General features: G+C 29.7%; 12 protein-coding genes and 2 tRNA genes. 6 read left to right on the top strand and 8 right to left on the bottom strand.

The features are described from left to right. Positions 1 to 3 precede the first annotated feature (3 nt). The gene (locus tag K5Q05_RS03055) at positions 4 to 1,209 is read left to right on the top strand and encodes an acetate kinase (protein WP_044003334.1); all 1,206 of its coding nucleotides are present in this window, start codon (positions 4 to 6) and stop codon (positions 1,207 to 1,209) included. A 52-nt stretch (positions 1,210 to 1,261) separates the two neighbouring features. Here the strand turns inward: K5Q05_RS03055 and K5Q05_RS03050 are convergent, their stop codons facing one another. Both K5Q05_RS03050 and K5Q05_RS03045 read right to left on the bottom strand, forming a co-directional pair. Beyond that, positions 1,262 to 1,807 carry a DJ-1 family glyoxalase III gene (locus K5Q05_RS03050; protein WP_025443582.1) on the bottom strand — a complete coding sequence of 182 codons (546 nt, stop codon included), beginning with the start codon at positions 1,805 to 1,807 and terminating at the stop codon, positions 1,262 to 1,264. Between the two features lie 16 nt (positions 1,808 to 1,823). Further along, positions 1,824 to 1,897: transfer RNA gene (locus K5Q05_RS03045), tRNA-Met, on the bottom strand. A 441-nt stretch (positions 1,898 to 2,338) separates the two neighbouring features. On the opposite strand from K5Q05_RS03045, the gene K5Q05_RS03040 reads away from it, so the two are divergent. Then, positions 2,339 to 3,883, top strand: a complete 1,545-nt coding sequence (locus tag K5Q05_RS03040) for a glycoside hydrolase family 3 N-terminal domain-containing protein (protein ID WP_051480312.1) — start codon at positions 2,339 to 2,341, stop codon at positions 3,881 to 3,883. On the opposite strand, the gene K5Q05_RS03035 is transcribed toward K5Q05_RS03040, so the two are convergent. Continuing rightward, complete coding sequence (locus K5Q05_RS03035) at positions 3,873 to 4,832, bottom strand: DHH family phosphoesterase (protein WP_025443584.1); 960 nt, start codon at positions 4,830 to 4,832, stop codon at positions 3,873 to 3,875. The genes K5Q05_RS03040 and K5Q05_RS03035 overlap by 11 nt on opposite strands. 130 nt (positions 4,833 to 4,962) lie before the next feature. Between K5Q05_RS03035 and cdd the strand changes: the two genes are divergently transcribed. From cdd to rpsD, 4 genes are all read left to right on the top strand, one after another. Next, positions 4,963 to 5,418: a cytidine deaminase gene (gene cdd, locus K5Q05_RS03030; protein WP_025443585.1), complete on the top strand. Its 456-nt coding sequence runs from the start codon at positions 4,963 to 4,965 to the stop codon at positions 5,416 to 5,418. A gap of 233 nt (positions 5,419 to 5,651) precedes the next feature. Beyond that, positions 5,652 to 6,938: a cation diffusion facilitator family transporter gene (locus tag K5Q05_RS03025; RefSeq protein ID WP_099497069.1), complete on the top strand. Its 1,287-nt coding sequence runs from the start codon at positions 5,652 to 5,654 to the stop codon at positions 6,936 to 6,938. Positions 6,939 to 6,993: 55 nt separating this feature from the next. Continuing rightward, positions 6,994 to 7,067, top strand: a tRNA-Met gene (locus tag K5Q05_RS03020). Between the two features lie 20 nt (positions 7,068 to 7,087). Further along, positions 7,088 to 7,714, top strand: a complete 627-nt coding sequence (gene rpsD / locus K5Q05_RS03015; RefSeq protein ID WP_025443586.1) for a 30S ribosomal protein S4 — start codon at positions 7,088 to 7,090, stop codon at positions 7,712 to 7,714. A 45-nt stretch (positions 7,715 to 7,759) separates the two neighbouring features. Here the strand turns inward: rpsD and K5Q05_RS03010 are convergent, their stop codons facing one another. The 5 genes from K5Q05_RS03010 to tig are packed head-to-tail and all read right to left on the bottom strand — an operon-like array spanning position 7,760 to position 13,582. After that, a complete protein-coding gene (locus tag K5Q05_RS03010; protein WP_099497070.1) occupies positions 7,760 to 7,906 on the bottom strand; it encodes a hypothetical protein in 147 nt (48 codons plus the stop codon). 36 nt (positions 7,907 to 7,942) lie between these two features. Beyond that, positions 7,943 to 10,351 (bottom strand): endopeptidase La, encoded by a 2,409-nt coding sequence (gene lon, locus K5Q05_RS03005; protein ID WP_025443587.1) that lies wholly within the window; start codon positions 10,349 to 10,351, stop codon positions 7,943 to 7,945. Further along, the gene (gene clpX / locus K5Q05_RS03000; protein ID WP_025443588.1) at positions 10,326 to 11,615 is read right to left on the bottom strand and encodes an ATP-dependent protease ATP-binding subunit ClpX; all 1,290 of its coding nucleotides are present in this window, start codon (positions 11,613 to 11,615) and stop codon (positions 10,326 to 10,328) included. The genes lon and clpX overlap by 26 nt, the downstream gene beginning before the upstream one ends. Positions 11,616 to 11,636: 21 nt before the next feature. Continuing rightward, positions 11,637 to 12,221, bottom strand: a complete 585-nt coding sequence (clpP, locus tag K5Q05_RS02995; protein WP_020954971.1) for an ATP-dependent Clp endopeptidase proteolytic subunit ClpP — start codon at positions 12,219 to 12,221, stop codon at positions 11,637 to 11,639. 14 nt (positions 12,222 to 12,235) lie between these two features. Next, complete coding sequence (tig, locus tag K5Q05_RS02990; protein WP_025443589.1) at positions 12,236 to 13,582, bottom strand: trigger factor; 1,347 nt, start codon at positions 13,580 to 13,582, stop codon at positions 12,236 to 12,238. Between the last annotated feature and the right edge of the window lie 41 nt (positions 13,583 to 13,623).

The following is a 13,623-nucleotide window of genomic DNA, read 5'->3' as shown; positions in this document are numbered from 1 at the left end:
GATATGAAAATATTAACACTCAATACAGGAAGCTCTTCATTAAAATTTACACTCTATAAAAACAAAGACGCACAAGTCCTAGCATCTGGAACAATTGAAAAAATAAAAACAAGAGAATCAATAATTAAAATTAAAACCAAAAACGGATTACTGGAAAAAACAGATCCAAGTATTAAATCACACAAGAAAGCATTAAAACAACTGATTAGCATATTAACCAAAAAATTAAAAATCATAGACACACCAGATGAAATTAAAGCAATAGGACACAGAATTGTACATGGAGGGCCAAATTTCAAAAATTCAGTAGTACTTAATGAGAATGTCTTAAACAAACTAAAAATGGTCTCTAAGCTTGCACCTCTCCACAATCCAATTGCAATAAAAGTAATAGAAACAATAACTAAAATATTTCCAAACGCTAAACAAGTTTTATGCTTTGACACATCATGGCATAAAACCATGAACGAAAAGGCATTCCTATACGCTACACCATATTCCTGGTACAAAAACCATAACGTTAGAAAATATGGATTTCACGGTTTATCATATGAATACATAACAAAAAGAGTTTCAACAATACTTAACAAAAATACAAAAGATCTAAACTTAATAATATTACATCTAGGCAATGGCTCAAGCATTAATGCAGTCAAAAAAGGAGTATCTTACGATACAAGCATGGGCCTTACCCCTCTTGAAGGACTTGTAATGGGTACAAGAAGTGGTGATATAGATCCTGCAATTATCCCTTTAATGAGCAAACTACTCAACAAAACCCCAAGAAAGATTGAAGAAATCCTTAACAAAGAAAGTGGCATGCTTGGAATATCTCTTAAATCAAACGATCTCAGAGATATTTGGGAAAGAGTAGAAAAAAATGACTATAATTCCAAACTTGCAGTTGAAATAATGGCTTATAGAATAAAAAAATATATCGGATCTTACCTTGCAGTTCTTGATTTCAATGTTGATGCAGTAATTTTCACAGCCGGAATAGGTATTACCGATTATGGAATAAGAGAACTGGCACTAAAAGGCTTTGAGAACATTGGAATAGAAATTGATCCGCAAAAGAATAGTCTAGCAAGAGAAAAAAACGTAGAATCTGAAATCTCAAGTAAAAAAAGCAAGACAAAAATACTTATAATACCAACAAATGAAGAATTAATTATTCTTGAAAATATCAAAAATTTAATTTCAAAATAATCATAAATTAGATCAATCAAAATACCCTAGATTTTAAATATTGTAAATCACCCTAAAGCAAAACTTGATTTTTTACATCTTCAAGTACTTTCTCTCCCTTAAGTATTTTAAGTAAAGCAAAAGCAAATTCAAAAGCTGTACCAACACCCTTAGAAGTAATGAAATTATTACTAATAACAACATTTTCATCTATAAATTCACCATCAGTAATACCATTTTCAAATCCCGGATAGCACGTAAATTTATTTATACCTAAGAGCCCCTTTGCAGCAAGCACAATCACTGGTGATGCACAAATGGCTGCAATAAACTTGCCTTGTAAATTCATACTTCTTAAGATTCTATCCAAGTCTCTTGATTCAAAAAGATTTATAGCGCCAGACATCCCCCCAGGCAATATTATTAAATCAACACCATCTGCACTACACCCTGATATATTCTCATCAGCCAAAAAACTAAATCCCCTAGCACCTATAACAACTTTATCATCATTTAAGCTGATAACCTTAATATTCACACCACCACGTCTTAAAATATTCATAGGGATTATAGCTTCAGTCTCTTCAAAGCCATTTGCAAGCACAATAGCTACTCTCATAATGTAAGCTCCTTTATGCTGATGGAGGGAATCGAACCCACGACAACTCGGATATGAGCCGAGTGCTCTAACCAACTGAGCTACATCAGCTTATATAGCCATTAAAGTGTATAAATTCAAAGATATTTTGTCAATATCAAACTATCATTTTCATGATACAACTCATTTCGTTAAAACGATCATAATCAATTAATATATTAATAACGTCTCTTTAGAAAATAAGTACTTGGTATTTTTTAAAGAGAAGAATAAAATTATTATTGATGATAAATTAAATTTTCTAATTATGAATTAGAATAAGAACAAAAATTTATAATTTAAATTTTTTCATTCATTGAAGTGATTTTAAAATAATAAGGACCTAGAATGAAACAATATAAGATGTTTATGAGCAAAAAATAGAAGATTAGTATGACTTAAATGAAAAAAATTATTTGTATTACGATCCTTTTTATCAATAATAATTGCTTTCCTCATAACTTTTGGACTACAAAAGACAAAGAAAAGTTAATAGATAAAATAGTAAACCAAATGGACGATAAAGAACTATTGGGACAAATGTTTATGATAAGTTATCCAGGAGATAAAATAACCAAATTTACCCTGAATTTCATAAAAGATAAAAATCTAGGAGGAATAAAAATTTTTGGATGGAACGCCAAAAATTTACAAATGCTAATAAAAAGCATAAATCAAGCACAATCAATGTCTCAAAACAATAGATTTAAAATTCCTCTATTCATTGCAACAGACCAAGAAGGTGGATGGACACAACATATAAAGCTTAACACATCAAAAACAATAGGAAATCTTGGAATTACAGCTACTCTATCGCCAAACGACTCTTACCTTACAGGATATTACATAGCAAATGAGTTAAGACAACTTGGAATTAATCTAAATTTTGCACCCATAACAGATATTTACAGCAATGAAGATAATTTCGCAATAGGCCCAAGAACATATTCAAATAATCCTAAAATTGTTTCTCTGTTTGCTTTAGCCTTTTACAAAGGTCAAAAACAAGCAGGAATAATTTCAACAGCAAAACACTTCCCCGGACACGGGAATACCACTATTGATTCTCATACACAAATGCCAACAATAAATTTAAATTTAAGAGAAATGCAATCAAATGAACTATTACCATACAAAATACTAATACAAGAAAACATTCCAATAATTATGAGTGGACATATAGCATATCCAATGCTTACAAATGGCAAAGCAATACCTGCATCATCATCAATTGAAATAATAAAGAAACTACTTAGGAAAAATCTGAAATATGATAATTTAATAATAACAGACGATTTATTAATGAATGCCGTAAGATACAAAAACGAGAGCATCTATGACACAATTGAGAGAATTATTAGAACTGAAACTGACATTTTATTAATATCACTAAATGAAGACATCCAAAATAACGCCTACAACAACCTATTAAGTCTAATGAAAAAAGATAATGAGATAAGAGAAAATATTATTAAATCCAACAAGAGAATACTTAGAATAAAATTAGAATACTTAAAAGAGAAAAAAAATAAAATAACACTTTATCCAAATCTAAAAAAAACTCAAACAATACCTACCAAAGAGGCCAAAAAATTTTTTGAACAAAGCACATTAAGAGGGATAACAAAAGTCAAATTATCGAAAAAAGTTTCAAAGCACAAAAAAACACTTTTAATATCACCTTATAAAACAATGATTACAGAAGGTAAAAAAATATTTCCAAACAGCTCCAGTTATTATTATGACTATTATCCTTTAAACAGCATAAAACCTAAAAAACTTCAAGAAATAAAAAAATTAATTGAAACACATGAGCAAGTTATTTTTAATCTCTCAACACCCGGCAGTCTGAAATACATAGAAAACTTAAAAGAATATAAAGATAAAATAAGTATAATGGCCTCACTCACACCCCAAAATATCAAAAAACTAGACTGGATACACAATATAGTAATAGTATACGGAACAACAATATTGACATTTAAATCCGGCTTCCTAACTTTGACAGAAGACTTTAATCCAAAAGGACAAATTCCTTTAACAAACTTTAGTTCTTAATAAAGTCCTTAATATATGCTATGATCTGACTTTCTAAAAGAGTTAAAGTACTATTTTTTACCTTAAACCCACTAGCATGCTTATGTCCCCCGCCTCCAAAACATTTTGCAAGTTCACCCACGTCAAAATATTCTCTAGAGCGAAGCCCCACCAAAATAGAACCATCCCCTATCTCCTTTAAAATAACTAATATTTCATTATTCTCAACATTAGCAAGAAGTGCATAAAATAACTCATTAACGCCACTAACATTAGTATCCTGCTTAGAATTGAAAGGCAAAACAGTAAGCAATACTTTTCCATCAAAATAAGATCTAAGATTATTTAACATCATACTAAGAATATCTATTGAAGTTAAACTCTTAACAGATTCAACATAACTATAAACATCCTTAAGGCTTAAGCCTTTAGAAACAAGTCTAGCCACCATTTCAAAAGGCTCAGGATCACTTCTTGAGATAAATCTAAAAAATCCTGTATCTGTGCAAAATCCAACTAAAATATACCATGCTTCTTCTTTAGTAACCTCATGTCCAAACTCTCTAACCAATTTCTCAATCAAAAAAGTAGTTGAAGGAGCACAAGGATCAACATAACCAGGAGCATCTAACTTATCACCCGACGCATGATGATCAATAACCACAATAGGCATTTTTTTTATATAAAAAACAAATTCATCTCCAACTCGATCATATATGGAACAATCCAAAATAATGACAGCATAATCTGAAAAATCAATATCTGGCCATCTAGATAAAAACTTATTTTCAAAAGGAATTATTTCCTTCCTAACAAAAGGACCCTCATTTAACATAATAGCCTTTTTATTTATTCTAGACAAAAAAGAAGCTAAAGCTAAAGACGAACCAATACAATCGAAATCAGGCTCTTTATGTCCAATAATAATAAAATTATTATATTTCTTAATAAAATTAATAACATCTATCATAAAAAAACATTAACAATCCTTTCACATAAATCAACAACTATCTCTTACCATTAAACATTCTACAATATTTCAATAGAAAATTATAAGCACTGTGCTATAATTGACAACACAATAAATCAAGGAGTCTTAAATGGAAAATAATGAACAAAGAACAATTGAAAAAGCATTTCAATTAGCTGAAGCTGCAAGAAATAATGCATATTCACCATATTCACAATTTAAAGTAGGGGCTTGTATTAAAACCAAAGAAAATTTATTTTTTCAAGGTTCAAATGTTGAAAATGCAAGCTTTGGGGCAACTCGTTGTGCAGAACAAGCTGCAATAATGAATATGATATCATCTGTTAGCACACAAAAAATAGACTTTATAATGATTACAACAATTCCAGCAAGTGTTCCATGTGCAATATGTCGTCAAGTAATGTCAGAATTTTTTGAAGAAGATACCAAAATATTAATAACAGATCCTAATCAATTTAAAGTTACTAAAAAAGTATCACAAATTTATACACTGAAAGATTTACTTAAAGTTCCATTCAATAAAGAAGAACTATCAAGGATATTTAAGACAAACCAAATTACATAACTTCAAAGCTTATATAAAGGCAAAAATCTTTCATAATTATTTACATTACTTATTAAAACTTTATCTTTAAAATATATCTTTTACATTACTTAACAAAAAATTGAGATTGTAACATAACCTCCAACAACTTCCACCTAATTTAGGATATTAACAAAATTAATTGAACATCAAAAAAAATAATGCTATCTTTACAAATAATAGGATTATGCAGCAAAAAAAGGTAAAGTGAAAACATGATCAAGATAATCAAATATAAAAATATTAATAAGTACTCTCATTTAAAACTTGAAAGCTTAAAAAAAGATGAAATTTATATAGCTTATATAGAAAATAACATGAAAATAATTTCATATCTTAAAGCACAAATAAAAAACAAAGAGATTAAAATTAATCATTTCTATATTGATCCAAATTTCAAAGCAGAGGGAATAGAAAAAGTCCTAATTAATAATCTAATTTATTATGGCAAAAAAAATAAGCTAAAAAAAATTTTATGCGAAATCAATGACATAAATGAAGAACTTAAAAGCCTAGAATTTTCAAACGAAAATAATATATATGAAAAAGACTTAACTTATGAAACAAAAAAAAATACGATTATAATGAAAATAGGACTTAGCTCAATATTAGCAGAAATAGCATCAATAACATCTAAACTTACTGTAGGAATTCTCTTTAATTCCTTTGCACTCATTGCAGATGCACTTCATGTTATATCAGATCTTATACTATCTACAATTACCTATTTTAGTTTAAAAATTACAAGTCGTCCCGAGACAATTTATTATCCTTATGGATATAAAAAAATAGAAAACCTAATATCATTTATTATAGGAATAATTATAATAATTACAGGATTTACAATATTTTTAAACACAACAGGATTGAATAAACTAATAAATCTTAGCAGTAAATCTGAATTACATATTCATCATCATAACTATGACCATCATTCTCAAGAAGATAAAAAAAACATATTAGAAATATTTTCAAATAATTCTTTAAAAAAAAGCATTTGGATACCATTAGTACCCTTTATCTTTTTTTTAGTCAAAATAATTGAATATTTGGCAAAATTCCAAATTGGTAAACGATATAACAATTACTTGCTTCTAGCATTATCATCATCTGATAAAAACTGCATATTCTCCCATGGAGGCACTACACTAAGCTTATTACTTGCAAACTACGTATGGACAGGATTTGATAAAGTAATATCCATATGCATTAGTTTTATCATGATCAAAGAAGGACTACAGGTAATCATAAACAATGCTAATAACCTTCTCTCAAAACAAGATATAGATTTAAAAAGAGAAGTTAAAAACACATTAAAAAATATTGATGCAAATTTCAAAGAACTTAATTTTTCACATCAAGGAAATAACTTAATTCTCTATATTAAACTAGATTTAAATTATGAAAATAACTTAAAAAAGTTAATACAAAAAATAGAAAACATAAAAAAAATCATAAAAAAACACCATAAAGAAATATGTGAAATATACGTTTTAATATAGCAAAACAAAATTGATTGACACTTCAAATAAAATTGTGTTAAACTTTACCGTAAGATGCAGGGTGGAGCAGTTTGGTAGCTCGTCGGGCTCATAACCCGAAGGTCGTAGGTTCAAATCCTACCCCTGCTATTTGTAAACGTGAGGAATTAATGAATAGAAAAAATATAGCTAAAGGGAAGCTGGTAAGGCGATTTGGTGTTAATATATTTGAGCAGCCTAAGTACGACAAATTACTTAAAAAAAAGCCAAATCCACCTGGAATGCATGGAAGATCTAGAAGAGCCAAAACCACAGAATATGGAAAACAACTAATAGAAAAGCAAAAAGTAAAGTTTACTTACGGCATAAGTGAAAGGCAACTTACCAATATTTTTAAGGAAGCAAGAAGACAACATGGGGTTACAGGAGATAATCTTTTAGCATTACTTGAAAGAAGGATTGACAATGTTGTATACAGAGCTGGATTTGCCATTTCAAGAGCTCACGCAAGACAAGTGGTTTCACATGGTATCATCATGCTTAATGGAAGAAAAGTTACAATTCCATCCATTACCCTAAGAGCAAACGATGTGATACAAGTAAAAGAAAAAGACAACTTAAAAAAACTGGTCAGATCAAATATAGAAAGAACATCATCCCTTCGTAAATTACCAACTTGGATAGAAGTGAATGCTGATACTTTGCAGGTAAAGGTAGTCCGCCTTCCCTCAAGAGATGAAATATCTATTCTTGCAAATGAACAAATGATTGTTGAATACTATTCTAAGAGAGCTTAAAAGTAGAAGTATAGGCATGGCTAATAATAGCCATGCCTTATACTTCTACTTGCCTTTCTTCTTTTTAGTAAAGCTCTTTCCAAAATTACTCTTTGAAAAAGATGAAAGGTTATTTTTAATTACGTTTTTATCAGGACCTTGAGAATTAAATGACATTCTGTTTCCTGAAGGTTTTCTGATTCCATCCTTCATAAATCCTCCTTAGTAAATTTTAACATATAAAAACCTCTAAATAATATTTAAGTAATCAAATACCTCCCCTAAATGAGATACATACTTAACATAAATATTATCTCTAATCTCTTCTGGTAGTTTAATATAATCTTTTTCATTATCTTTTGGTAAAATAATTTTATTTATACCATTTCTATAAGCTGAAAGTACCTTTTCTTTAATGCCTCCTACAGGAAGAACCGAACCCTTAAGAGTAACCTCTCCTGTCATAGCAAGATCTAGGGGTACTTTTTTATCAGACAATACAGAAGCTATCGCTGTTGCAATAGTAATTCCAGCAGAAGGGCCATCTTTTGGTATAGCTCCCTCTGGAAAATGAAGATGAATTTCAGGAATTTCATTTATATCAAAATTAAGCTTAGAAGAATAAGTTTTTACAACAGAATAAGCAAGTTGTGCACTTTCCTTCATAACAGTTCCAAGACTACCTGTTAAAATGATATCCCCTTTCTTATCAAATTTAATAGCCTCAACAGGCAAGACAGCCCCTCCATAACTTGTCCAGGCAAGACCATAAACAAATCCAGAAGAATCGACCTTAATTAGATTAAATTTATATTCGCAATCAATATAAAAATGAAAATTCTTCATATTAATTATTTTGTAAATACCAGGAATATCAGGATCATGAGTAAAGAGTGAATTACTACCATGAATCAAAGAACTTGGAAAATAGAAATTTCCTTCAATTATATCTTCCCTTGAATAAACATAAAGCAATTCTCTCACAACCATTCTAATTAAATTAGTCAGAACTCTTTTCAAATTTCTAACTCCAGACTCCATAGTATAGTTTCTGATTATGTGCAAAATAACATCATCTTCTATTTTTATATAAACTTTATTTAAAAAACTTTCTTTAATTATACTTGGTATTAAAAAATTATTTGCAATTTTTAATTTTTCAATACAAGAATACCCTTCTACCTTAATGATTTCCATCCGGTCAAGAAGAGGCTTAGAAATTCCATGCAAAGAATTGGCTGTTGCTACAAACAACACTTTAGAAAGATCATAAGGAATATCTAAATAATGGTCAACAAATCTGGAGTTTTGCTCAGAATCCAAAACTTCTAAAAGTGCTGCTTCTGGATTTCCTTTATAAGTACTGTTAATCTTATCTATTTCATCAAGCAGAATCACAGGATTAGATTCTCCAGCCACTTTGACTGCATTAATAAAAACGCCTGGAAGAGCCCCAATATAAGACCTTCGATGTCCTCTAATATCTGTTTCATCCCTTAACCCACCAAGGAAAATTTTCGCAAATTTCCTAGAAAGAGATTTAGCAATAGATAATGCAACAGAAGTTTTCCCAGTACCTGGTGGACCTACCAGACATAAAATGGGTGCTTGAACTTTAGAATTAATGTGATAAACTGCTAAAAAATTCATTATTTTTTCTTTAGCTTCATTCATACCATAATGAGAATTTTTTAAAATAAATTCAATCTCATTTAAAGAATTCCTCATAACAGTATTCTCATTCCAAGGTAGATCAAGCAACAACTCGACATAGTTTCTAACAATATTAGTGTCTGGTGAATTTGTATTCATACGAGCCAATCTAGATATTTCCCTTTCGATTCTAGATTTAATATCCTCAGGAACATCCTTAGAATTTAATCTCTTAAGATAATCAGTTTCATCCTTACCTAATCTTCTCTGAATTTCCTTAATTTGCTCATTTAAAAAATATTCTCTTTGTCCCTTGTCGAGTCTAGTCTTAACCTTATCCTTAATATCTTTCTTAAGAACTAAAAGCTCAGTCTCAATATTTAAATTTATAATTAATTTTTCTATTCTAATCTGAATATTTAATTCTTGTAAAAGCTCTACTTTGGCTTTATATCCAAAATTCACACTAGATGCTATAATATCAACAAGCTTAGCTGGACTATCAAAAAACTTACTACTATCATAATCATCTTCTAATGTTTTAACAGAAAAATAAGATCTATAAGTCTCATAAGACTCTCTTAAAAATTTAGCATAAGTAAAAAGTTCGCTATTAAGTTCACATTTATCAGATATAAAATCAACTTTTGCTCTAAAGTAATTACCCTTTTTGAAAATACTTCTTATAACAACCCTATCTTGACAGTCAACTAAAATTTTTATTAAAGTTTCAGTAACTTTTACAACTTGAACAATCTTTGCATAGGTACCAATAGAATATAAACTTTTTAAACCTATTTTCCCAAAACTATTAAACTCAGTATTATTGACGCAAAAAAATAAGATCAATCTACCCTCTAACATAGACTGATAGACTGCATTAATTGAATCAATATCATCAAAGGTAGCCCACAAAGTCACATTGGGGAAAAAAACATCTTTATTTAAAAAAATAACTGGAAGATCATCTTTTTTAGCACTAATTAGATTTACAATTGATTTCATAAAGCTCTTTTGCCCAAGGCTTATTAATATGCTTTCCTGTCAAAATTAAGGGCTCAATATCGCTATTTAAAACCGATTCTTTAGTAACAATAACCTTTTTAATTTGCTTAGTTGAAGGTATTTCAAACATAACATCTTTAAGTAATTCTTCTAAAATAGATCGCAAACCTCTTGCACCTGTATTTTTAATCATAGCTTCTTCTGCGATTACTTCAAGTGCGTCCTTCTCAAATACCAGATCAACATTATCCATCTTAAACATATGACAATATTGTCTGACAATAGAATTTTCAGGTTCAACTAATATTTTAATTAAATCTTCTTTTTCTAGTTTTTCAAGATAAGAATGCACAGGAAGCCTACCAACAAACTCTGGAATGAGTCCAAATTTAACCAAATCTTCCATCTCTAAGTATTTTAAAACATTATCTTCCCTGGAATCTTTCCTACCAGCAGATGAAAATCCAATAGAGCTTTTATTAATTCTTTTCTTAATAATATTTTCAAGCCCCACAAAAGCCCCACCACATATGAATAATATATTATGTGTATTAATTTCAATAGTATCTTCATAAGGATGTTTTCTCCCACCCCTTGGTGGAACATTTGCAATAGTTCCTTCAATTATCTTCAATAAAGATTGCTGAACACCTTCTCCAGAAACATCTCTTGTAATTGAAACATTTTCACCTTTCTTTGCAATCTTATCTATTTCATCGATATAAATGATACCTCTTTCTGCAAAACTTACATCTCCATGCGCAGCATGAATGAGCTTAAGCAAAATATTCTCAACATCTTCTCCTACATATCCAGCCTCAGTAAGCGTTGTGGCATCCGCAATTGTAAATGGAACATTCATCTCAGCTGCCAACTTTTTTGCAAGCAAAGTCTTACCACTTCCAGTGGGACCCACAATCAATATATTAGATTTCTCAAGCTCAACTCCACTCTCGTTCTTATTGCTCCTAAATATCCTTTTATAATGATTATAAACAGCAACAGATAATACCTTCTTCGCATCTTCCTGTCCAATAATATATCTATCTAAATGACTCTTAAGTTGCTTAGGAGTTGGAAGTTTTTTTAAAGATTTACTGCTTTTAGGCTGTTCCGATTCTTCTTGAAAAAGATTATAACATATTCTAGAGCATTCAAAACAAATAGCAACGGACTTTGAAGAAATAATTCGCCCTTCAGCTTCAATCTTAGTACGCCCACAAAAAGAACACCCTTCAATTTTCTGACCTTTGCTTCTCGCCATATAAAGTCCACCTAAATAAAACTAATTTCTTATCAAAATATTATCAATAATACCATAATCAAGAGCATCTTTTGGAGTCATAAAATAATCTCTCTCAATATCAAGAGATAATTTTTCCTTAGAAACTCCCATCTTATCAGACATAATATCTATTATTAATCTTTTAAGCCTTATAATTTCATTTGCCTGTATATTAATATCACTAGCCTGACCGCCTATTCCACCCCAAGGCTGATGAATCATTATTCTTGAATACGATAATGATTCTCGTTTCCCTATAGTACCTCCTGCAAGCAGGAATGCAGCCATTGAAGCAGCCTGACCAATGCAAATCGTTCTTACATCTGATTTGATATACTGCATAGTATCATAAATTGCAAGCCCTGAAGTAATACTACCCCCCGGAGAATTTATATAAACATATATATCCTTCTTTGGATCTTCAGATTCTAAAAAAAGAAGTTGAGCAATGACTGTGTCTGCTCGCATATCATTAATCTCACCACTCAAAAAAATTATCCTATCTCTTAACAATCTTGAATATATATCAAATACGCGCTCATAATTTCCAGTATGCTCTACAACAGTAGGCACTAAATTATACATATATTCTCTTATCATTATTCACCTGTTTTATAATTAATAAAATCTTTAAAGTTAACTTTTTTAAGTTTAACTTCCTTAACATTTTTTAAAATTTTATCTTTAACTTTCTGTCTCTTAATCTCATCTTTTAAAATTTCAAGCAAATTGTTATCCTCATAAAACTTTTTAATATCTGCAAATCCCATCTTTGCATCCTTAGCTTGCTTAACAAGCTCACTTTCCAAATCAACCTCTGTAATTTCCGTTAAATCATTATCTACCATCTTTTGAAAAACCAACTTAGATTTTAACTGTTTAAGTACATTATCCTTTAAAATATCACCAACACCTTCAAAACCTGTAGAAAAATTATCTAACTGCTCAAAATTAATCTTATTTTTCTTCGAAAATTCACTTAAAGTTTTCTTAAATTCAGCCTCAAACATAGCAGGTGGAACTTCTATATTTAGCCTATTCACAATATCAGATAATAATTTTGACAGTTTAAGAGACTCACTTTTTTCTTTAACGAGCCTCAACATATTCTCTCTTATATGCTCTTTAAGTTCCACTAATGTATTAAAACTATCCTTAATATCCTTTGCAAAATCATCATTAAGCTCAGGAATATCACGCTTTTTTATATCCTTAATAACGACCTTTAATCTCTTAAAAGAATTAGCAAGCTCACTAAATTTATAATCTGAATCATAACTTTTCTCTACTATTCTCTCTTCATCCTTCTTCATTCCAAGAATATCATTATCAATCCCATAATAATTATGAGACTCTCCAACAGTAAAAACAAAATCTTGCCTTTTAGTTGTTAAAATCTCACTTAAAGAATCATCAAGTTCAATAAAATCAACCTTAACAATATTACCTAACTTAACATCACCACTATCATTAACAATCATTGAATTTTCAAATTGTAATAACTTAAGCTCTTCTTCCACATCAGAATCAGAGATAGTAACTTCTGGAATTTTCACTTCAACATCAGATATATCAGGTATCTCAAATTCAGGATAAGCCTCATAAACAAAAGTAAACTCAAAATCTTTCTCAAAATCTATCTCTAATCTTTCATCTAATATTTTAGGAGCAGCATAACTCAATGGTTTATAAATAGAACTTTTAAAGAATTCCTCTAAAGACTGATGAATAATTTTTTCTATAGTAAGAGATTTGATATTATCAGAATATTTACCTTCAATAAGACTAGAAGGAACCTTTCCTGTTCGAAAACCTTTGACCTTAAGACGAGAAGAATAGTCTTGCAAGATCTCGTTGTACTTATCTTTAACAAACTCTTTTGAAACTCTAATAACAGTCTCAACCTTAGAATCGGAAATTAACCTTACATTGTTATTCAATATCACACTATTCCTCTAATTTACACATATTAATGTTAATAATTGCT

This window comes from Borrelia miyamotoi (assembly GCF_019668505.1).
GTDB classification, from domain to species: Bacteria; Spirochaetota; Spirochaetia; order Borreliales; family Borreliaceae; genus Borrelia; species Borrelia miyamotoi.
Note: the sequence above shows the minus strand (reverse complement) of the source record. Positions and strands in the feature narration are given on the sequence as shown.